The organism is Salinibacter grassmerensis (assembly GCF_947077765.1).
GTDB classification, from domain to species: Bacteria; Bacteroidota; Rhodothermia; order Rhodothermales; family Salinibacteraceae; genus Salinibacter; species Salinibacter grassmerensis.
Window position 1 is genome coordinate 47,616 of the sequence record NZ_CAMTTF010000002.1, and the last position, 21,192, is coordinate 68,807.

General features: G+C 64.7%; 14 protein-coding genes. 8 read left to right on the top strand and 6 right to left on the bottom strand.

The genetic code is table 11. The features are described 5' to 3' along the window. The first annotated feature begins 94 nt into the window (after positions 1-94). The 3 genes from sov (at position 95) to OJB03_RS04520 (ending at position 9,575) form a co-directional block, all read left to right on the top strand. Positions 95-7,816 (top strand): T9SS outer membrane translocon Sov/SprA, encoded by a 7,722-nt coding sequence (gene sov / locus OJB03_RS04510; protein WP_263785593.1) that lies wholly within the window; start codon positions 95-97, stop codon positions 7,814-7,816. 81 nt (positions 7,817-7,897) lie between these two features. Beyond that, complete coding sequence (gene lipB / locus OJB03_RS04515) at positions 7,898-8,668, top strand: lipoyl(octanoyl) transferase LipB (protein ID WP_263785594.1); 771 nt, start codon at positions 7,898-7,900, stop codon at positions 8,666-8,668. Between the two features lie 547 nt (positions 8,669-9,215). Beyond that, positions 9,216-9,575, top strand: a complete 360-nt coding sequence (locus OJB03_RS04520; protein WP_263785595.1) for a hypothetical protein — start codon at positions 9,216-9,218, stop codon at positions 9,573-9,575. A gap of 36 nt (positions 9,576-9,611) precedes the next feature. Here the strand turns inward: OJB03_RS04520 and OJB03_RS04525 are convergent, their stop codons facing one another. The 4 genes from OJB03_RS04525 to OJB03_RS04540 all read right to left on the bottom strand — a co-directional run bounded on the left by OJB03_RS04525 (position 9,612) and on the right by OJB03_RS04540 (position 11,613). After that, a complete protein-coding gene (locus tag OJB03_RS04525) occupies positions 9,612-9,983 on the bottom strand; it encodes a DUF423 domain-containing protein (protein ID WP_263785597.1) in 372 nt (123 codons plus the stop codon). Between the two features lie 38 nt (positions 9,984-10,021). Further along, a complete protein-coding gene (gene rsfS / locus OJB03_RS04530) occupies positions 10,022-10,489 on the bottom strand; it encodes a ribosome silencing factor (protein ID WP_263785598.1) in 468 nt (155 codons plus the stop codon). A 59-nt stretch (positions 10,490-10,548) separates the two neighbouring features. Continuing rightward, positions 10,549-11,016 carry a LytR C-terminal domain-containing protein gene (locus OJB03_RS04535; RefSeq protein WP_263785599.1) on the bottom strand — a complete coding sequence of 156 codons (468 nt, stop codon included), beginning with the start codon at positions 11,014-11,016 and terminating at the stop codon, positions 10,549-10,551. Positions 11,017-11,103: 87 nt separating this feature from the next. Then, entirely contained in the window at positions 11,104-11,613 is a 510-nt protein-coding gene (locus tag OJB03_RS04540; protein WP_263785600.1) for a hypothetical protein, read from the bottom strand. Between the two features lie 185 nt (positions 11,614-11,798). Here OJB03_RS04540 and tsaD point away from each other — a divergent pair, with 185 nt between their 5' ends. Further along, positions 11,799-12,803, top strand: a complete 1,005-nt coding sequence (gene tsaD / locus OJB03_RS04545; protein ID WP_263785601.1) for a tRNA (adenosine(37)-N6)-threonylcarbamoyltransferase complex transferase subunit TsaD — start codon at positions 11,799-11,801, stop codon at positions 12,801-12,803. A gap of 116 nt (positions 12,804-12,919) precedes the next feature. Then, positions 12,920-13,960: an endolytic transglycosylase MltG gene (mltG, locus tag OJB03_RS04550; protein ID WP_263785602.1), complete on the top strand. Its 1,041-nt coding sequence runs from the start codon at positions 12,920-12,922 to the stop codon at positions 13,958-13,960. A 32-nt stretch (positions 13,961-13,992) separates the two neighbouring features. On the opposite strand, the gene OJB03_RS04555 is transcribed toward mltG, so the two are convergent. Further along, positions 13,993-15,591, bottom strand: a complete 1,599-nt coding sequence (locus OJB03_RS04555; RefSeq protein WP_263785605.1) for an OmpP1/FadL family transporter — start codon at positions 15,589-15,591, stop codon at positions 13,993-13,995. 83 nt (positions 15,592-15,674) lie between these two features. Further along, positions 15,675-17,069, bottom strand: coding sequence for a hypothetical protein (locus OJB03_RS04560; protein WP_263785607.1), 1,395 nt, complete (start codon positions 17,067-17,069; stop codon positions 15,675-15,677). 455 nt (positions 17,070-17,524) lie between these two features. On the opposite strand from OJB03_RS04560, the gene proS reads away from it, so the two are divergent. The 3 genes from proS (at position 17,525) to OJB03_RS04575 (ending at position 21,097) form a co-directional block, all read left to right on the top strand. Continuing rightward, positions 17,525-18,997, top strand: a complete 1,473-nt coding sequence (proS, locus tag OJB03_RS04565) for a proline--tRNA ligase (protein ID WP_263785609.1) — start codon at positions 17,525-17,527, stop codon at positions 18,995-18,997. 150 nt (positions 18,998-19,147) lie between these two features. After that, positions 19,148-20,359: a DUF3667 domain-containing protein gene (locus OJB03_RS04570; protein WP_263785611.1), complete on the top strand. Its 1,212-nt coding sequence runs from the start codon at positions 19,148-19,150 to the stop codon at positions 20,357-20,359. A 36-nt stretch (positions 20,360-20,395) separates the two neighbouring features. Next, entirely contained in the window at positions 20,396-21,097 is a 702-nt protein-coding gene (locus OJB03_RS04575) for a hypothetical protein (RefSeq protein ID WP_263785614.1), read from the top strand. The last annotated feature ends 95 nt before the right edge of the window (positions 21,098-21,192 follow it).

Sequence of the window (21,192 nt, forward strand, 5' to 3'; positions counted from 1 at the left end):
ATCTTGGAGCGTTCCTGAACCTGTGCCGTTGATCTCGTCAATACTGCCGTCTCCGGTCCTCTGCGTGGGTGTGCTGAGGGAGGGGCGCGTGTGCATGCTGACGACGGTGCTCTTCCTGATCGGGGGTCTTTTTGGGGACGGGCCGTCGGCACGAGCGCAGGAGGGGCCGCCGCCCGACACGACGGCCCCCGATACGGCCCGCCGCGTCCCGGTCCTGGATTCGGAGCGGCCGTCCCCTCTGTCCGAAGACAGTACGACGACTCTGGATCGGGCGGGCGGTGTCCGGGGAACCGAGAGTAGGTCCCTCTCGGCACCGTCCCCACCCCCCGATACAGGCGTCGTCGGCCGGTACCTGCCGGCGCGGCGCGAGCGGTCCGTCCGCCTGTTTGCGCGGACGTCCCCGTTTTTGGGGCCGCGCGCCCCCACCGCCGACGCACGCTCCGTCACGCTTGATTCCACTCAAAACCGATATGTCCTCACGGGCAGCACACATCGCCCGGAAAGCGTGGGGATGGACGAAGACGCGTACCGGCGTGAGCGCTACCGTGCCAACCTGCGTGAGAACTGGCGCACGCTCGCTGAGCAGCGCCAGCAGGAGGACACACGCGGTGGGTTTGGGGTGAACATGGTGGTCCCCGGTGGGCGAGAGAGTGCCTTCTCCACCGTCTTCGGCAAGCCGCAGGTGGACCTTCGGGTAAATGGCCAGGCCGACATCAATGCCGGGTTTAAGTACCGCAAGAGCGACCAGCAGGTCAATGTCACGGGAAACGCCAGTCAACTCAACCCGGACTTTAAGCAGGACCTGCGGCTCGGCATCACGGGCACGATCGGCGACAAGCTCCAGATCAACGTCGACTGGGACACGCAGAGCCAGTTTGACTACCAGAATCAGGTCAAGCTCGACTATACCGGCTACGAGGACGAAATCCTCCAGAGCGTCGAGGCGGGCAACGTGTCGATGCAGACGCCGTCGCAGCTCATCAGCGGGGGACAGAGTCTCTTCGGTATCAAGAGCGAGTTTCAGTTTGGCAACCTGAGCCTTACGACGATTGCGAGTCAGCAAGAGGGCCAGTCCAACAGCCTCAGCATTGAAGGGGGGGCCCAAGAGACGGAGTTTGACCTCAAGCCCACGGACTACGACGAGAACCGCCATTTCTTCCTCGGCTACTACTTCCGCAACAATTGGAACCGGGCCCACGAGGACCCGACGACGATCCGGACATTTGAGGGGTTCGACGAGATTACCGAGGTGGAGGTGTGGAAAATTACGCAGCGGGTGGGGAGCCAGGCAAATACCCGGCAGGCGGTGGCGGTGGTTGACCTAGGAGAAAGCGCCCAGCTGGTGAGCCAGGCGAACGGGTACACGGAGACCCTACTGCCTGTACCGGACGAAGATCAGTACGGCGAGGCCGACCTGGAGGCCCTCCGTGATGGAGAGCAACGGGCCTCATCCTATCTGAGCGACCCCGCCGCCATGGAGCAGCCCTTAGACACCCAGCAAGACCTCCACTCGGGCGAGTTCAAGCGGCTTACGCGGGGACAAGACTACCGGATTGATAGTCGGCTGGGTTTCCTGTCCCTCCAGCAACGGCTGCGGCCCGACGAGGCCCTGGCGGTGGCGTTTCGGTACCGGACGAACGACGGGACTGTGCGCACGGTCGGGGACTTCACGCAGGGGGGAACGACGGGCGGCATCAACGCCGACCGCCTCGTGGTGAAGCTGCTCCGCCCCACTGATCCGGTCGCGCCGGGACAGGACGGGACCGTGAACCCCGCCGCCTGGTTCCTGCAGCTCCGGAACGTGTACGACCTCTCGGGGCGGGACTTCAGTCCTGAGAATTTCGAGCTCGACGTGGAGTACCAGGCCTCCGGGCAGGGGGCACGGACCACGCTGCCGGACGTGGCCGGGCAAACCACGCTGCTTCAGGTGCTCGGGTTGGACCGGGTGGACCAGAACGGCGCGCCCAGTCCGGACGATCAGTTCGACTTCCTCCCGCAGACGATCAATGCGGACCAGGGGCTCCTCTATTTTCCCTACCTCCAGCCGTTTGGGGGGCGCATCCTGGACGCCGCGTCCCAGAACGGGAGTCAGGCGGCCGGGGAGCCCTTTGCGTTCGAGAACCTCTACACCAAGAAAAAAGCAAACGCCCGGAAAGAGGACACTCAGAAAGACGTCTACCGGATTCGGGGCGCGTACACGGGGGGCGCACAGCAATTCTACGACCTGGAGGCCTTCACCGGGCTGGTGGAGGGTTCGGTCGAGGTCACCTCGGGCGGCCAGACCCTGCAGGAGGGCGTCGATTACCGGGTGGACTACCAGGGTGGGACGGTCAACATCACCAACGAGTCGTACCTCACCGCCGGGCGGGACATCAAGATTGACTACGAAGAGAACAGCCTCACCAACATTCAGAAGAAAACCCTGCTCGGTGCGCGGGCCGACTGGTCGATGCGGGATCAGTTTTCGCTCGGGGGCACCGTCATGCGGCTGAGCCAGCAATCGCCCGTCGATAAGTTTCGCATCGGGCAGGAGCCGATCCAGAACACCATCTGGGGCCTGAACGGCTCGATGGACCTGCAGCCGCAATGGATCACGGAGGCGGTCGACGCCCTGCCGCTCGTCCAGACGCGGGCCGAAAGCCAGCTTTCGGTCTCCGGTGAGTTCGCACAGCTCCGCCCCGGACACACCACCACCGACGCGTACGAGCGGACCGTAGACCGGGTGGAGGGCAGCGAGACGGATCAGTACGCGTCGGACGAGCGCAACGGGGTCTCCTACATTGACGACTTCGAGGGCTTCGAGAACACCTTCTCCCTCCGCGAGCAGCCGGGCGCCTGGCAGGTAAGCGCGGCGCCCGACTCGACGGCCGATGCCGCCCCGCTCGACGGCGAGGTGCCGGGAACCTACGAAGACAACCGGCGGCGCACCCACTGGCGGGGCCGCCTCGGATGGTACCGGCTCAACGAAAACGTGCTGGAGTCCATCGGCACGGCGGGCGGAGGAGAGGCCACCGAGCTCATCGACACCGACGAGGTCTTCGTGGGGCGCGACACGCGGGGGGAAGCAAACCCGACCCTCCGCACACTCGACCTCCACTTCAATCCCTGGCAGCGCGGGCCCTACAACTACACGGAGAGGCTGGCGGACTTCTTTCGGGAGCCACAGAAGGTGTGGGGGGGCATCACACGCTCGCTCCCGGAGGGCTACACCGACTTTTCGGTGCAGAACGTCGAGTTCGTCGAGCTCATCGTGAAGGTGTACCCGGAGAACGGCGAGGTGACCGATGGGGCGCGTCTGTTCGTCGACCTCGGGACGATCTCGGAGGACGTGGTGCCGAACCAGCGCATCGACATGGAGGACGGGCTCTCCCTCAACTTCAACGAGGCGGATCTTGGGGATCTGAGTCGCATCCCCAATGCCGAGCCGGGAGGAGGTATCGACCTCCGCGGACGCCGGACCCAGGACCTGGGGCTGGACGGGCTCGTCTCTTACACCGATGGCACCTACGACGAGCGCCTGCTCGAACGGAGCTTCTATGCGGGCTTCGTCGAGTACGCGGACAGCCTGCGGGGGAGCATCGGGCAGCTTGGCCTGACTCCCGCCCAGCGGCAACGCCTGCGGGCAGAGATTGCACGCACCGCCGAGGACCCCTCGGCCGACGACTACCACTTCTACGAGAACGACCGCTTCTTCGAGGCCTCGGAGTTTTTTCCGGACGGGGCCTCGGTGCAGCAGCGCCTGAGCTGGTACCAGTCAGGGCACGAGCTCAATGGCTTTGAGTCGCAGAATGAGCTGGCCGAGGACGCGAGCGTGAAGCGGGGTGTGTCCCGCTCCCCGGACCGGGAGGCCCTCGATGGCGTGGGCAGCCAGATCAACATCGACAACAACTACTTCCAGTACGCCGTCCCGCTCGGCAACCTCGACCAGCGTGCCAGCACCGACCAGGGGCCGACGGACTACGTGGTGAGTCGGGTCGGGCAGGAGGAGGACTGGTACAAGGTTCGGATTCCAGTGCAGGACTTCACGCGTCAGGTGGGCTCCATCGAGAACTTCGACGACATCAAGTCCATCCGCCTGTGGACGACCGGGCACAAGGCCCCCGTGACGATGCGGTTTGCGTCTCTGGAGCTGGTGGGCAGCCAGTGGCGCGCCTCAGAGCCGGTGGCACAGCAGCCCGTGCAGGAGAACAGTGTCGTGGATGCGGGCGCGGGCGAGCTTCGGGTGGCCAGCATCAACAACGAGGAGGACCTCAGCTACGAGCCGCCCGCCGGGGCCGTGGTGGGGCAGAACCGCACGTCCCGCGGCGTGCAGCAGCAAAACCGCGAGCAGGCCCTCCTGCTGAACGTGGATCAGCTGGCCCCCGGGCGGCAGCGGGGCGTTTTCAAGACGTTCGGGCAGGGCCTCGACCTGCTCAAGTACTCAAACCTGCGCATGTACACCCACCTGCACGGGTCGTCGAGCAGTGGGCAGGTGAAGGACCGGCTCCGCGAGCACCTGCGGCTGTTTGTGCGCCTCGGGTCCGGGGAGACGGGCAACTACTACGAGTACGAGCAGCCCCTGGACCCGGGGGACGTGCCAATGGCGGAAGGGTCCCAAAACCTGTGGCCGGAGGAGTTCGAGATGAACCTCGTCCTCGAACGACTCAACCGACTCAAGCTCCTCCGCGACCAGAGCGGCGTTGCGACGGACTCGTCGTTCTCGAGCAACGACGTGAATCTAGACGTTGGCGACTTTGCACCGCCGGAAACGGTGCTTCGGGTGCGGGGCACGCCCTCCCTGCAAAACGTACAAACGGTTGTCGTCGGCGTGCGGCATGCGACGGCCCCCGAAGAGAATCCGCCGGTGCTGCAGGATTTTGAGGTGTGGCTGAATGAGCTGCGCGTGAGCGGGTTCGACGAGCAGAAGGGGTGGGCCGCCAACGCCAGCGCGAGCCTCGACCTTGCGGACTTTGCCTCGGTCGAGGGCAGCTTCCAGCGCCGGACGGACGGGTTCGGGGCGTTGTCCAGCACGCTGAGCGAGCGGGAGCAGTCCGACAACACGAGTTGGAACGTCCGTGCCAACCTCAACCTCGACTCGTTTTTGCCCGCGGACCAGGGCTGGCGCATCCCGGTCACCATGCAGGTGCAGTCGAACCGCACCACCCCTCGCTTCGACCCCAACCGCGGAGACGTGGAGATCCAGAGCGTGGTCCGGCAGTTCGACGCCGTCCCGGACAGTACGCTGGAGAGTCGGTACAGCAGTCAGTACGGGGACCTTGGGACTGAAGAGATTCGCCGCCGGTTAAAGGACAGCGTGCGCACGGCGGCCGAGACGCGCAGCCTGCGCCGCACGATGACGGCCGACGTATCGAAACAGGGGTCCGATTCGTGGTGGCTCCAAAAGACCGTCGACGGCCTCTCGCTGAGCTTCTCCTACCTCGACCAGTCGCGGCGCAACCCGCAGAGTCAACTCAACGATCGGTGGAGCTGGACGGGAGACGTGCAGTACCAACTTAGCTTCGGGCAACCCCGGACCGTGGATCCCTTTGGCTTCCTCCCCGACGCGCCAGTGCTCGGCACGCTGGCGGGACTCTCGTTCAACTATGTGCCCCGGTCACTCTCGTTTTCGATGAGTGCGGATCGGGAGGCCCGGACGACCCGAAGCCGCCCGTCGGGCCTCCGGAGCACGCGCAGCCAGCCATATCGAATTGCCTATCCCCTTCGGGAGCAGCAGCAATTCGACCACCGTCGCAATTTCAGTCTCCAGTACGACCCCTTCGGCTTTCTGAGCCTGAGCTTCGACACCAACACGCGCCAGAACTTCGACGATGCCGCCTCGCGGAACCAGACGAACGTCATCATCAACGGCGAGAGTGTCCGGGACACGGTGCTCACCGACATTGGCATTCCCCGCGACAGCACCGCGGACTTCTTCGACAGTCTAGGGGACTACGGGCTGGACGGCCGCGACATCACCGCGGCCGATGAGGGCGAGACGGTGTTTTTCGAGAGCCGGCTGTTCCGCCGGTCGGAGCTCGACGTGTTTCGGGACCTGCTGGTGGGGCGGGTGAGTCCGCGCACGAACAACTACCAGCACCGGTTCTCGGCCACCCTGAGCATGGGATGGACCGACCGGCCGTGGCTCAACTGGGTCGACCTGCAGGACGTCTCCTACCAATCGTCGTTTCAGTGGTCGAACGGGCCGCAGGAAAGCCTGCAGGGCGCCAGCGTCCGGAACTCCCTCACGCTGCGCACGGGGGCGACCCTGCGGCCCAACCGGGTGTGGGAGCGGTTTGGGTTCTTTGAGCGGCTGAAGGAGGCGCAGCGCCAGTCGGGCCAAGATGATCGTGGGGACGGTGGCGATGGACGGTCCGCCGGGGCGAACGGGGACGAGCGGGACGAGGGAGGGGACGGAGAGGCGTCGGAGGACGACGGCCTAGATTGGGAGGACGTCCCCCTCCCGAGTCCCACGGGGGTACTGCGGGGACTGGCCCTCATGGTGCTCGATATCAACGACTTTAGCGTCAACTACAACGGCGACTGGAGCGCCCGCTCCTCCAACATAGGAAGCTTGAATTCGGACTCGACGGACGTAGATGTGCACTACCGCCTGTTTGACGCGGTGCGAGGAGACGGACCGTCGGTCGGCTACCGGCTCGGGCTCGAACGCTCCATCGGCCCGGGAGAGCGTGTGCTGGACTCGCGGTTTCAGGTGTCGGACGCCCTCAGCAACACCCACCGCTTGGAGGGGCGCACTGCCCTGAGCCCGAGCCCGTCCTTCCAGATCGACCTGAGCTGGAACGTGGAGTGGCGCACCCAGACCGATCGGACCTTCCGAACAGGCAACGGCGAAGACGGCGGCGGAGGGCAAGACGGGCCCTTCACGACCGAGAGCGGCGACAATTCGGCGTCGGTGTGGGGCTTCGGGTCCGTGGTGTCGCTTGTGGAAGAGCAGGCTCGTCGACTGTCGGAGGGGAGTGGATCCGGAGAGGCGCTCCCCGCCGACGAGGTGCCCCTTACCAACGCCTCCGTCGCGGATGACTTCAAATCGGCCTACCTGACCGGGGGCGGGAGCGTGGGGGCACACGGGTTCGCGCCGTTTCCCCTGCCCGGCTGGAATGTCCGCTACTCGGGGCTGGCCGACTGGCCCCTGCTCGGCCGCATTATGGAAAGCGCGTCCCTCCGCCACAGCTATAACGCGGAGTATCGATCCAGCTATTCGACCGACACGCGGGCCGGCGGCGAAGAAGAGGCCCCGAGTGGACAGACGTTTCTGAATCCGGAGTTCAAGGTCGGGTCGTCCCGCGTCAGTGAGCAGTTTCGGCCGCTCCTCGGGGTCAGCATCACCTGGCCCGGCAACCTGGAGACGAGCGTCGAGTGGAGCAAGCAGACCGAGACGTACCTTCGCACGGCGAACCTGAAGGTCGAAGAGGTGCAGACGAATCAGCTCTCCGGGAGCGTCTCCTACCGGAAGCAGGGGATACGCATTCCTGTACTCGGGCTTGGGCGCCTCGAAAACCAGATCCGGTTTTCGCTTACCGTGTCCCGGTCGGTCAACGACGAGCGGAGCTACAACCTGCGCGGGGCGCTCGCAGACGTTGACGCAGGGGGATCGGTCGATCCGAGCCAGGTGACCGATCCGACCAACGACTACGTTCAGGTCCGAAAGCAGACGACCCGCATCCAGGTGACCCCCGAGCTCACCTATAGGCTTAGCGACCGGGTCACGGGGGAGCTGCTGGTCGAGTACGAACGGTTCAACGGCGACAACCGGCAGCCCTCTTACACACGCGTCAATGGGGGCTTCAACGTTAGCGTAAGCATCTCACAAAACTAAGTCCCTCAACAAAACCAGGCCGGGTGTGCCAAGTACGGTTGGGGCCTACGAAGCGTCCCATATACTGCCCTGTCCGCAGAGATGTCGTCGTCCGCTCAGAACGAGATTGTTGCGTGCCACCTTGGCCGGGTCTCCTACGAGCAGGCGCAGGCCCTGCAGGGGCGGGTCCAAGAGCGCCTCATCGCGGCGAAACGGGCCGATCCGCCGGAGTCGGAGCCTCACGTGCTACTTCTGCTGGAGCATCCCCCGGTCTATACCCTCGGCAAGAGTGGGGAGGCAGAGAACCTGCTCGTGTCACAGGAACGGCTCGAAGAAGTCGGGGCCACGTTTCACCGCATCGGGCGTGGGGGCGATGTCACCTTCCACGGTCCCGGTCAGCTGGTGGGGTATCCACTGTTCGACCTCGATCGTTTCTTTACCGACCTGGGCCGGTACCTGCGTACGCTTGAGGAGGCGATCATCCGTACCTGTGCCGAGTATGGCGTGACGGGCACGCGAGTGGACGGGCGGACCGGGGTATGGGTTGGGCCCGACGAGCGGGGACTGGAGCGCAAAATCTGCGCGATGGGGGTCCGCTGCAGCCGGTGGGTAACGATGCACGGCTTCGCTCTCAACGTGACCACCGACCTCGACTACTTCGACCACATCGTGCCGTGTGGCATCGACGACCGCGGCGTCACGTCGCTGGCGGCGGAGACCGACGCGTCGGGGACGGTAGACGATGTGTGTGGACCCGTGACGGAGCATTTTTCTGCCCTGTTCGACGCGGAGGTGACGACGCGTCACGGTGCCGATGCCCGGTCGTTTCTGAGGGAGCTTACAGGAGAACGCGTCGAAGCACCTCGGCAGTAGGAGGTTATTCCACCGCAGAGGCCCCATCCACCGCCTGGGGCCCGTGTGGGGTCCCTCAGCCGCGCAGCTGCGACCCGCGATGTTCTCATTCCGTCGGGGCCGCCTCTTTGCCCTCGGTTATTGCGTCCACGTCTACGGGCGGCAGGTCGTGGTACCAGTCGTGGTGGGGGGACCACTCACCACATGCGTGGCATTGCGTTTCGCGCCACACCGTGCCGCACTCGGGGCACTGGCCCTGCGTGTCGAACGTGTGCCAGGAATGCCCACACTCACAGATCCACGTTGCACTCGACGGGGGCTCCCATTCGCACTTGGGGCAGTAAATCTCCATGGCGCGGGGGATGTGGAACGGAAATGAGGAAGCGGGTTCTGGTTGACAAGGCCGTCGCCGGTGAATACCCTACTGCCGATGTACGCCGTGAGCCGTGCGCTGTGAAGCGCCCTCAAGGGCGGCGTACTGCAGGGCGCACGCGTCGCTCCTCACGCGTCACGGTCCGCGGCGCACGCATCCATCGCCTTACTTCTCTCCTTGCTTCGCTCCTCCACCATGCCGATGTTTGATGCCGACAACTTCACCACGCGTCTTCTCGCCGAGTCGCTGTTCTACGATATCGAGTACGGCCTCGTGGGGAGCGTAAGCCTCGTCGATGCGGAGGCGGAGCGGGAGCTCTACCTTGCATCCTTCATGCCGGACGACGGGACGTACCTGGTGGAGGAGGCGACGGCGTGGGAGAGCGAGCCGACGCTGGACGAGGACACGGACGTGGCCTACGCCCTCGCCGTCGACAGCGACGTGCATGGGCGCTACGAGGTGCCGGAGGCCGCGGCGCAGTCGCTCCTGGAGCTGGCCCGTGAGCACGACCTCCTGCCGAGCGTCACCGTGCTGTTCGAAGACGAAGAACTGTGATGGTGGGCGGGCGCACGGATGCGGAGTTCAGTTCCGCTATCCCCCCGTGAGCGTCGCCCACGCCAGCAGGGTCCAGCCCATGATGAAGGCAACGCCCCCGAGCGGGGTAATTGCGCCGAGCCAGCCCGTGTCGCTGAGGACGAGCACGTACAGGCTGCCCGAGAAGACCACGATGCCGGCGACGAAGCAGTAGCCGGCCCAGTGTAGGGATGGCCCCCAGCCCTGCGCGGCGGCCCAGCCCACGAAGAGGAGGGCCAGGGCGTGGTACATCTGATACTGCACCCCCGTCCGGAAGGTCTCGATTCGCTCCGGCGACACCCGCCCTTCGAGGCCATGCGCACCGAAGGCCCCGAGAACAACGGCCATGCCGGCCGCGATGGCACCAAGTCCAAAAAACACACGGGGCATTGTCGATCGGGGCGTCACGGATGGACAGGATGGACAGGTTACGCCGGGTCCGAGGACTTCTGCAGAAGGTCTTGCAGGAGGTCGAGGTCCGAGGCGTCGCCGTCCTCGGGCACGATCTCCGAGTCGGCCTCCCCCCAGAGGCGATCGATGCGGTAGTGCTCCCGTTTCTCGGGGAGGAAGACGTGCGCGACCACGTCCACGTAATCGAGCACGACCCACTGGAGGTGATCCGTGCCTTCCCGCTTCCAGGGCCGCTCCCCACATGTTGCCTCCACCTGGTCTGCGATGCCGTTGGCGATGGCCTTCACCTGGAGGTCCGACTCGCCGGTGCCGAGGACGAAGAAATCCGCCATGCTACTCACCTCCCGCAGATCGATTACACTGATGTCCATCGCCCGCTTGTCGGCCATGGCGTCCACGATCCGTGCGGCGAGCACAGGGCTGGGGTTCTCGGGGGTTCGGCGGAGAGAGGGGTCTGCGGAGGATGTCTGGTCGGGGGAAGCCATATGGTCAGGACATTAGTGTAGGGAGTCGTGAGGGAAAACGGGTACACGCCGAATGCAGGCTAGGGCGTCTCCTGAAACGGACGAAGTTGTGCGTAGTCGCGGCCGAGGATCACAGAAGCATCGAGATAATATTCCGGCTTGATGTTCTGACGCACACGGGACGACGGAATACCAAGCGCCTCCGCCACGTTCCGTGCGGCCTCAGGGTTGCCGACCCGGTCGATCACGACCGACTGGTCCTGATCGAACGACGAGTGGTTGCCCACGTCGACCACGTCGAAGCCCTGGTCGCGGAGGTACTGCGTGGTCCGCTCGGCAAGGTGATCGACCCCGGCGCCGTTGCGCACCTCCACCTGAATGATCCGGCCCACCAATTGCGAGGTGTCGGAGGCGGGGCGCTCCGGGCTCGGGCCCGTAAAGACGGCTCGACTCGCAAAGGCGTACAGCAGGACCGCCGCGCCCAGTCCGGCCGCCACGAGCGCCGCGTTCAGCAGTCCGTTGGTGAAGCGGGAGGACCATTGGGCCATGAGCGCCGGGGCAACCAGGCCGATCCGGTGGGAGGCCTACGTGTAGGCCGCCGTGCGCACCGATCGGCACCGAGGGGAGAGTGTAGCTCAGTTCGGCAGCAGGGGAGCGGTAGAGGAAAAGGCGCTCCGCCGGTGCCGGTATCCGTACGGGCTTGCGTACCGTCCGTGCGGACTCTGCTGCACCTGGAAGTGGATTTTCATGTTGTCGGACGGCTTGTAGGCCACCTCCGCGTTGCGGAGAAAGACCTTCGCCTCCTGATTGCCAAAGGCATTGTTGCTGGCGAGCGGGTGGGACACGCCCACGTCCACTCGGGCGGCCAGATCGGAGTTGAACTGCCACATCATGGAGTTGGTGTACATGCCCGCCGAGGACGTATTGCCGCCAAACGAGGAGAACGACATCTGGTAGCTGTGGCTCATCCGGAAGTCCTCAGCCCCGAACAGGTTGCCAAGGGCATCGGTCGCGTCCGAGCCCGTGTCGTACAGCTGGGTGACGACCGAGGAGTTTTTCTGGGCCGTTTCGCGAAGCTGAGCGTGCGCCGGAGCGGTGGCGCTCAGCACAAACACGAGACACAAGAGGGGCAGAATCGTGCGCATGAGAACTTCGTCCGTCGGTGTGGAGACGTTGCGAAGGGTAGCTCGAAGATACCCATGTGTAGTACCTCAGGGCAGCCGGTTTGTTCGCGCTTCATTCTGGGGGAGGATCCAGGCCCAGGACGGTTCGTGCGAGGGAGACAGTCAAATGCCCATGTCGATTCGGTATTGAACCCCAAAACGGCCCCATGCTTGTGCTCGGGATTGAATCGTCGTGTGATGACACGGCCGCGGCCGTGTGGGACGATGGCACGGTGCGGTCAAACGTCGTGTCGTCGCAGGCGGACCTTCACGAGGACTATGGCGGTGTGGTGCCGGAGTTGGCCTCCCGCAACCACCAGCGGCTCATCGTGCCCGTCGTGCAGCGGGCCCTTGCCGAGGCGGACACGGACGCCGGTGCACTCGACGCCATTGCGGGCACCTACGGACCGGGACTGCCGGGCTCTCTTCTAGTGGGGCTCAGCTTTGCGAAGGCGTTTGCGCAGGGGCTCGACGTGCCCCTGATTGGGGTGAACCATCTGGAAGGGCACGTCCACTCGGTCGACCTGGGGCCGATCCCCCCGGACCGTCCGTTCTTGTGTCTGGTCGTATCCGGCGGCCACACCGAGCTCGTGCACGTCGGCGAGCCCTTTCAGTATGAGGTGCTCGGACGTACCCGGGATGATGCGGCCGGCGAGGCGTTTGACAAGGTCGCGCAGCTGTTTGGGCTTGGGTACCCCGGCGGCCCCGACATTGATCGGCACGCCGAGTCCGGAGACCCAGCCTTCCACGACTTTCCCCGGAGCCGGCTCGACGACTTTGACTTTTCGTTCAGCGGCCTGAAGACCTCGGTCCTCTACTACCTCCGCGACCGGTCCGACGCGGAGCGCGAGCGCCTGCTCGACGACCACCTTGATGACCTGTGCGCGTCGGTGCAGGCGGCGGTGGTGGATGTGCTCGTCGATGGCCTGCGGCGCGCCGTCGCGGAGACGGGGGTTGAGCACGTGGCCGTGGTGGGGGGCGTGGCGGCCAACGGGGCGCTGCGGCGGCGGGTGGAGGCGCTTGGGCGCGACGAGGGGGGCGATGTGTCAGTGCCCAGCCTGGCGTACTGCATGGACAACGCGGCCATGATCGCGCAGGCTGGGGCCCAGCGCCTTGCGGCCGGCCACACGAGCCCGCCAACGCTGGACGTGCAGTCGAGCCTCCAGCTGTAGCCGGGGGCGATTCGTCGGGCCCGAAACGAGGCGACGAAGGGGAAGTATCTCTGGTTTGCCACTGCTGCCCTGGACGGTGGATCCTCGTCTGATCTGTCATTTCCTCACTGTTTTCCGTGCACGCTCGTCGTCGCTTTGGGCTCATCGTCGCCGTCCTCTTTATCGGGGGGCTCGCCGTCGGTGTGGGGGGCGCACTGGTCTTTGGGCCCAACACGGGTGGGTACGACGCGCCCCGCAGCGTGTACATTGCGCGTGGGGCGACGCTCGACGCGGCCATCGATTCGCTGGAGCAGGCCGACGTGCTCGTCGTGCCCGCCGCGTTTCGTCTCGTTGCCCAGGCGACCGGATGGGGGCAGCAGATCAAGCCGGGACACTACCGCATCGCCCCCCGTCGCTCCAACTACGCCCTGCTCGACAAGCTGCGACGGGGCCTGCAGGATCCGGTGCGCATCACGATTCCGCCCGGCGTGCAGCCCGACGATCTCACGTCGGTGTTGGGCCGGCGGCTCGAACGAGACGCCGACGCGTTCCGCACGGCCCTTCGCGACACGAGTCTCGCGGAGGAGCTAGACAGCACCCCCGCGCGGCTGTTCGGGTACATGCTCCCCGAGACGTACGAATTCTATTGGCAGACGCCCCCCGAGGCCGTCATCCAGCGCGTCAAGAAGGGGTTTGATCGCTTCTATGAACGGGAGCTCGCCGCCCGGGCCGACAGCCTCGGCCTCACCAAACGGGAGGTCGTCACGCTCGCCTCCATTGTGGAGTGGGAGGCCCTCGTCGACGCCGAGAAGCCGGCGATTGCGGGGGTCTACCTGAATCGCCTCGACCGCGGGTGGCCCCTCCAGGCCGACCCGACGATCCAGTACGTTCTGCTCGACACGAAGGGGGATCGCGTGGGGCGGGTGCTCTACAAGCATCTCGAGATCGACCACCCGTACAACACCTATCAGGTTCAGGGCCTGCCCCCCGGGCCCATCACGAACCCGTCGCCCTCCAGCCTGCGGGCCGCGGCCCATCCCGAGCAGCACGAGTACCTCTACTTTGCGGCCGACGGGACCGGCGGGCACACCTTCAGCCGCACGCTGCGAGAGCACAACCGGGCGGCGGAGAAGTACCAGCGGATGCTCGACGAACGGCGGTCAGACGGCACACCGTAAACACGGCGTCTCGCACGGATGGCGTAGGGCGCTTAGAACGAATAGCGAAAGCCCACCCGAACTTGGTTCCGGATGACATCTTCGTCGATGAACGGAACGTCAATCGCTTCGGACTCGTCGGGGGGCGTCACGCTCGAGTAGGGGACAAACTGGTCCTTCGAGCGCTCCTGCATCCAGGCGGCATTTAGGGAAAGCCGCTCGCTCAACGGGACACCAGCCCCTGCCGATAAGAACAAGCGTGAACGATCGGTTTCTTCTCCACTGGCGAGGGTGAAGTCAAACCCACGAGCCCCCGGACGGTACGCGATCCCGGTCCGCAGGGAGAGGCCGTTTTCCGAACGGTACTCGATGCCGCCCCGCCAGTTAACCACGTAGTCGTATTCCTCAAGATTCTCGTTCGTCACGTCGAACTCCGTCTCGTCGGCATCGAGACTTGTCTGTGACCAGTCAACGAACTCTACGTCGGCCGAGATCAGAAACGGGTCGCGCGTGTAGCTCACGCCCGTGCTGAGGCGCCACGGAGTTTGCAACTCGTACTGAAATTCCCCCCGGGCGGCGTCTTCGTCGGAATCGTCGCCGTAGGTCAGCGACCCATTTCCGAACTCGGTACGAATAAACGCGTCCGTGAACGTCTCGTCAATGGAGTACCAGGTGGGGGTCTCTACCGTGAACCCGAGCCGAACGTGCTTGGCTGCACTAGCCGAGAGGCCGAGACGAAGGTTGAAGCCCGTAAGGTCGGAGGTGAATCGCTCTCGGAAGAGCATGCTCCGGAAGCCCTCCAGTAGTCTGTTGCCCACGACGACGGAGTACCCGTCGCTGGAGCCGGGATTGGTCGCCGTCTCCGTCAGTTCATTCTCGAAAACGTACGTGCCGTACGAGATATTGGCGGATCCTCCAATCATTACGTCTGGGGCTACTTCAGCAGCGCCGGCGAAGCTGAATTCGTTCATGGAACCGCCCCGTGTCACCGTCCCGTCTTGCTGGATGCTTCGGCCTGGGGCAACGGCCTGAAGAAATGGATACTGGTCGTTCTGAAATCGAGAGTTGAAAAATTCAATGGCCCCTGCTTGGAAGGCGACGAAGGGGATGACGGGAAAGACATCAATGTTGATGGTGCCGTTGTCCTCTGAGGCGTCGAATTCCTCTCCGAACGGCAGAAACGTATCTGTGATCGAGCTGGCAGAACTTTCGCCGCTGTACGTCAGCTCCCGGTCGAACGCAGATGTCCGGTTGAAGCCGAGCGCAAAGACGAGCGATCCCTGTTTCGTATCCACATTGTAGATTCCCGTGAGGTGGCCGAGCCGCGTAGTCGCATTATTGCCGGTGTTCTGGGAGGAAGGCTGATAGGTGGATTCATCTCGACTGAGCAGTCCGCTGAGGCTCCCACTGATCTCCGACGCCTGGTAGTATCCAAGGCCCGCCGGGTTGGTGTAGGGCGCACTCGGGTCGGCCCACCCGCCTACGCCGCCAGCGCCGCTCATCCCGGTCGCACGTGTGCCCACCGCCGGAAATCGATTTGAGAAGCGGTACGCATCATCCGCTGTTTGTGCGGCGGCGATCGACGGAAACCACCCGAGAACGCCAACGAGGAGGAGCAGGGAGAGTCGAGAGCAAAACGACCGCGAAGGCATAGAACGGGTGTTGCTGTGTGACAGGGTGGGTCTGAGAGCCAGAGAGATGAAAGGCGGCTTCCGTCCCGAATGCGACGTGAGCGCTACTGATCGTCCTCATCACTCCGGCTGTTGCGATCCGACCCTCCTCGATCCGACCGGGACGACCGCGAGCCCCGGGAGGCCGAAGACGAGCGGTCCGAGCGCGATGACTCCGCACGGGAGGAAGACCGCGACGACCGAGAGGTTGACTGTGAGCGCGAGCGGCTCGAGGAACGAGATCGCTCGAACGAGAAGGGATCGGTCCGATCGGCGAAACCAGCGGCCTCGGACTGGGAGTGTCTCCAGTTCAGGGTGCGACGGGACGCCCGCTGCTCCTGCCGAAGGCGTTTTCGCTGCTGCTCGTAGCGGTCGATATCGAGGCGATCCGGGGTATAACGATCCAGGAGAAGCCGCTCGCCGCCGTCCTCGTTGGAGCGGGAGCCGCGGCTTGACCGAGAGCCCTCATGGTCCGACTGCTGGCCCGACCGTGCTCGTCTGTCGTTTGAATCCGAAGACCGCCGTCGCGCCTGTCGACGAGCGTCTCGGTCTGAGGAGCGACTGGACCGCCGCACCTCCGAGTCGCCGGCCCGGCGGTTTCGCCGGGTGCCGCGTGAGCGCGATCGGTTTCGAAGGGGGCGGTTCACCACCGTGCGGTCTCGGTCCACGGTGCGGCGGCCGATGCGTCCGCTTGACGACCGGGGCCGTTCACTCCGTGCCGAGCGGGCGCGTCGGCTTCGGTCGGTGCGTCTCGACCTTGACCGCCGTGCTGCCTCGCGCCTGTCCGACGAGCGCGGACCAATACGCCCGTCCGATTCGGCCTGGCGGGTCGCCACCGCCCGGTTATCGCTTCGAGACCGTGTCCCACGACGGTCGCCATTCGGGACGCCTTGGCCCACCGTTCCACCCCGCGGGCGATAGTCCCGCCCTTGTGTCTCATCCTCTAGGGTTCCCACGTAATACGAACTGCCGTAGCCGAACCCGTAGGCGGACCCGACGGGAGAGACGACCCCATACCGGTACCCGTAAAGCGGTCGCCCGAACGGGTCAACGTAGAGGGACCGATGGTACCGCGGCCGTACGGAAACGTACGGCGTTCCGAAGCGGAAAGAGAACGAAAACTGTGAGCCGTACGGGCGGTGGTAGAACGGATCGTGAAAGAACGGGTCGTGAAAGAACGGGTCGTGAAAGAACGGATCGTAATCCAACCGGCTATACGTCACGCCCCGGTCGTAAAAGTGGTAGTTGTATTCGTGCTGCGCGGTCTTTTTCAGCTTGGTTTGCCGACGAGTCTCCCGGCGGTACTCGCGCCGATACTCGTCGGCGTACTCCTCAGCGTACGGCTCCTCAGATTTCTGCTGCTCCACCTGCCGGTCCGTAGACGTGTCGGCGACCTTCAGCTGGGTGTAACAGCCCGTGAGGCCAAAAGCCAAAGCGCCGAGGACGAGAATGAATCCCATGTAGCGTGGTGAGGAGGGGCGAAACCAGTCAACGTATGCCATAGTGGGACACCTTCAGCCGCAGGTAGTTGTTAGAGCATTTGGGACTAGTGACACGCCGCGGAATGCCAAAAGTTGCAGCGGTGCAGCGTGGTCGTACTACCGGATGGAAACATGGAACGCAGATGGTTCTGTCTACACCTTCTGATCTTTGTAGCCGCTGGAACCGACCCGAAAGTAACAAGAATGGCGAAGACAGGCCGGTGATATGGGAAGACGCATGGTCGACGGACGTTGAGTTGCTCGCTGGCCCGAAATGCGATCGCCGTGAACACCGCCCCGGCCCGTTGATATCTGCGGGATAGGATTCCTATATTCAAATTTGTGTCACTAAACCCCAAGGCGACGTCCAACGTGCGTTGCCTCAGGGCCTCGTCCCTCGCTCGCTTCTCATCGGTCCTCAACGCCCCGAAAACATGGCAGACGCAGTCACGCCCCGTGATGAAGACTACTCGCAGTGGTACCAGGACGTCGTGCGCAACGGCCAACTGGCCGAAAACTCCCCCGCCCGTGGGTGCATGATCATCAAGCCCAACGGCATGGCCCTCTGGGAGAACATGCGCGACCAGCTGGACCAGATGTTCAAGGACACGGGCCACGAAAACTACTACTTCCCGCTCTTCATCCCGGAGCGCTACATGGAACGGGAGGCCGAGCACGTGGAGGGGTTCGCGAAGGAGTGCGCCGTGGTGACCCACTCCCGCCTCACGGAGGACGAGGACGGCGACCTGATTCCCGACCCGGAGTCGGAGCTGGGCGAGAACTACATTGTGCGCCCCACCTCCGAGACCATCATCTGGGATACGTACTCGAAGTGGATCCAGTCGTACCGCGACCTGCCGCTCCTGTACAATCAGTGGGCCAATGTCGTCCGGTGGGAGATGCGGCCGCGCCTCTTCCTGCGCACCGCCGAGTTCCTGTGGCAGGAGGGGCACACCGCCCACGCCACGGAGACGGGGGCGGTCGAGGAGGCCGAGCGGATGCTCGACGTCTACACCACCTTCGCCGAAGAGTACATGGCGATGCCGGTGCTTCAGGGGCGGAAGACGGAGAGTGAGCGCTTTCCCGGGGCAGTGGACACCTACTGCATCGAGGCGATGATGCAGGACGGCAAGGCGCTACAGGCCGGCACGAGCCACTTTCTGGGCCAGAACTTCGCGAAGGCCTTCGATTGCACCTTCACCAACGAGAACAACGAGGAGGAGCACGTGTGGGCCACCTCGTGGGGCGTGTCGACCCGCCTGATCGGCGGCCTTATCATGACCCACTCCGATGATCAGGGCCTCGTCTTGCCCCCTAAGCTGGCGCCGCATCAGGTCGTGATCGTGCCCCTCTTCTTCGACGACGACCAGGAGGGGCCGGTGATGGAGAAGTGCGAGCGCCTGCAGGAGATGTTGGAGGACCACGGCATCCGCGTGAAGATGGACCAGAATCACACGCAGAGTCCGGGCTGGCGCTTCAGCGAACACGAACTGCGCGGCGTGCCGCTCCGTCTCGCCATCGGGCCGCGCGACCTGGAAAACGACAACGTGGAGATGGCCCGCCGCGACACGCAGGAGAAGGAGGTGGTGCCACAGGCCGGCATCGCGGAGCGCGTGTCCGACGCGCTCGACGACATTCAGCATTCCCTCTACGAACGGGCACAGGACCGACAGGCAGACAACACCCGCGTCGCTGAGGACTACGACGAGTTCCGGGAGGTCATTGGGCGTGGGGGCTTCGCGTGGGCCCACTGGGACGGCACGCCGGAGACCGAAGAGCGGATCCAGGAGGAGACCTCCGCGACCATCCGCCTCATTCCCTTCGACCGTGAGGACCACGAGGAGGGAGAAGACATGCTCACGGGCGAGCCCTCGGACGGCCGCGTGCTGTTCGCGCAGGCATACTAGCGGCGTCCTGATTGTGCACGGCGGAGGAGGGGAGCCCTCTGAGACGCTCCAGAAATATGCACCGCCGTAACATTTTCTGGTGCTGTGCGTGGTTGAAAGGGACGAAGGGAGCGCCCGTCCGTCAATCACCGCCTACTGCCTTCGGTCACGATGAGCACTCCGCCGCTCGGCTCTGAGTCCGGCCGCCCCGAAGACGATCCTTCGGGAGGTCTCGGCGACGAGGGCCCGTCTGGACAGTCTGCGTCGGACCCGGACGAGGCCCGGGCCGCGGCCGAGGACGCCCTGGCGCAGATTGAAGCGATGGCCGACCTCGACGAAGAGCCGGACGTCGAGGCCGAGGATGAGCGAGAGACACCGCCCTCCGATTCGTCGTCCGACCCGACTGACCCGGGCGCATCCTCCTCGTCGGGTCCCCTCGAAGACCAGTGCGAGAACTGCGGTGCACTCCTGCACGGGCCGTACTGTTCAAAGTGCGGGCAGCGGGCCGCCGAACGGGTCGTTCCCATCTGGCACATGCTTAATGAGGCACTGGAGGCCGTCATTGAGCTCGACATGCGGGTGCTCTGGACCCTGCCCAAGTTCCTGTTTCTGCCCGGTCGGCTCACGAAAGAGTACATCAACGGGCGGCGCAAGCGCTACATCCGGCCCTTCCGGCTGTACCTGTTTACGACATTCGTCCTGTTCACCGTTCTTGCCCTCACCGCCGGAGGGGGCTTCCAGGTGCCCTTCAACCCGCAGATGTCCCCTGCGCAGGCGGACACGCTCCAGGCGGGGACGGTAGCGGCCGGAATGGACACGACCGCAGTGGCCTCGGCGCCCTGGTTCATGGGCAATCCGGAGCAGCGAGAGCGATGGGCGCGGTCGTTTCGTCAGAACCCAGGCACAGTGGATGTGCTGTTTGGGGACTCGGAGACACAGGCACGCCTGGAGCCACTCCTCCGGGCGAAGATCGCCGACGCCATTCGGAACCCCCGAGACCTGATCGGAAGCATGATTGACCGGGGGCCCTACGTCATGTTCTTGATGCTGCCCGTCTTTGCCTTTCTGCTCAAGCTGCTCTACATCCGGCGGGGGCGTCTCTACGTGGAGCATCTTATCTTCAGCCTCCACCTGCACGCATTTGCCTTTTTCGCCTTTACCGTCGGAATTCTTCTCGGCGAGATTGAGGCCCCGTGGGTCCAGACCGCGGCGACCTGGGTTGAGTTGGCGCCCCTCTTGTACCTCGTCGTCGCGATGGGACACGTCTACGATCAGGGCCTTATCAAATCGACGATCAAGGCATTCCTCCTGCTGTTCGTGTACTCGATCATGCTGTTGATCGGGTTCATCGTGCTCGCCCTCGCGGCCGTGGTGCTGATGTAGCGCCCCGGCAGACTGGAATCCCGCCAATGTAGATCCATGGCGTTTCCCAACCTGTCCCCCGATCCCACTGTGTCCCAGACCGATGCGTCCGGCGGGGTTGGCCTGTGGGCGGCTGTGGCCGTGAGCTACGTGGTGAGTCCCCTCGCCCTGCCCCCGCTGGTGTACGGATTGGTGCTGGCCCATGTGGGGGCGCCCTGGGCCGACGTGGCGTGGGGGGCAGGAATTGGATTCGTGTTTCTGTCCGTCGTGCCGCTCGCATACGTGGGAGGGATGCGCCTGCAGGGGCGGATCGAGTCGCTGGAGATCCGGGACCGGACGAAGCGCACCGAGCCGTTCCTGGTGGCGCTCGGGGCCAGCGGGACGGCACTGGCCACGGTGCTGGGCGTCGACGTTGCGGGGCGTTGGCTACTGGCGGCGCTGGTGGCGTGCCACGCCCTCAACACGACTTTCCTCTTTCTCATTACCACCCGCTGGAAAATCTCGGTGCACTGTGCGTCGGTGGCCGGGGCCGTCTCAACCCTTGCCTTCGTCCAGGGGCACGTGCCCGGGCAGCTTCTCACGGCCGCCCCCGCAGGGCCTGCGGTGCTGGTCGGGGGGGTGGGGCTGGCCGGACTCATCCTCTGGGCGCGCGTTCGGAGCCGGGCGCACACCCTGGCCCAGGCCGTGGCGGGAACGGGGATGGGGCTCGTGGCGCCCTACCTGGAACTGGTTGCCGTGTCGGGCGTGATCGGGGTGTAAGCGGAAAAATGCAGGGAGTTGGATCACACTGCATTGTTTCGTTTCTTAACAAACGCGCCTACCGGCCCACGGCTCGTTCGTCGCTCTGTCCCATC

Excerpts from the sequence above, each read along its gene's own strand:
- rsfS (WP_263785598.1), bottom strand. The coding sequence starts at position 10,489 with ATGGCTTCCCCCGACCAGACATCCTCCGCAGACCCCTCTCTCCGCCGA.
- OJB03_RS04570 (WP_263785611.1), top strand. The coding sequence starts at position 19,148 with ATGAGCACTCCGCCGCTCGGCTCTGAGTCCGGCCGCCCCGAAGACGAT.
- lipB (WP_263785594.1), top strand. The coding sequence starts at position 7,898 with ATGTCGTCGTCCGCTCAGAACGAGATTGTTGCGTGCCACCTTGGCCGG.
- tsaD (WP_263785601.1), top strand. The coding sequence starts at position 11,799 with ATGCTTGTGCTCGGGATTGAATCGTCGTGTGATGACACGGCCGCGGCC.
- OJB03_RS04535 (WP_263785599.1), bottom strand. The coding sequence starts at position 11,016 with ATGGCCCAATGGTCCTCCCGCTTCACCAACGGACTGCTGAACGCGGCG.
- OJB03_RS04575 (WP_263785614.1), top strand. The coding sequence starts at position 20,396 with ATGGCGTTTCCCAACCTGTCCCCCGATCCCACTGTGTCCCAGACCGAT.
- OJB03_RS04525 (WP_263785597.1), bottom strand. The coding sequence starts at position 9,983 with ATGCCCCGTGTGTTTTTTGGACTTGGTGCCATCGCGGCCGGCATGGCC.
- OJB03_RS04555 (WP_263785605.1), bottom strand. The coding sequence starts at position 15,591 with ATGCCTTCGCGGTCGTTTTGCTCTCGACTCTCCCTGCTCCTCCTCGTT.
- proS (WP_263785609.1), top strand. The coding sequence starts at position 17,525 with ATGGCAGACGCAGTCACGCCCCGTGATGAAGACTACTCGCAGTGGTAC.
- sov (WP_263785593.1), top strand. The coding sequence starts at position 95 with ATGCTGACGACGGTGCTCTTCCTGATCGGGGGTCTTTTTGGGGACGGG.
- OJB03_RS04560 (WP_263785607.1), bottom strand. The coding sequence starts at position 17,069 with ATGGGATTCATTCTCGTCCTCGGCGCTTTGGCTTTTGGCCTCACGGGC.
- OJB03_RS04520 (WP_263785595.1), top strand. The coding sequence starts at position 9,216 with ATGCCGATGTTTGATGCCGACAACTTCACCACGCGTCTTCTCGCCGAG.
- OJB03_RS04540 (WP_263785600.1), bottom strand. The coding sequence starts at position 11,613 with ATGCGCACGATTCTGCCCCTCTTGTGTCTCGTGTTTGTGCTGAGCGCC.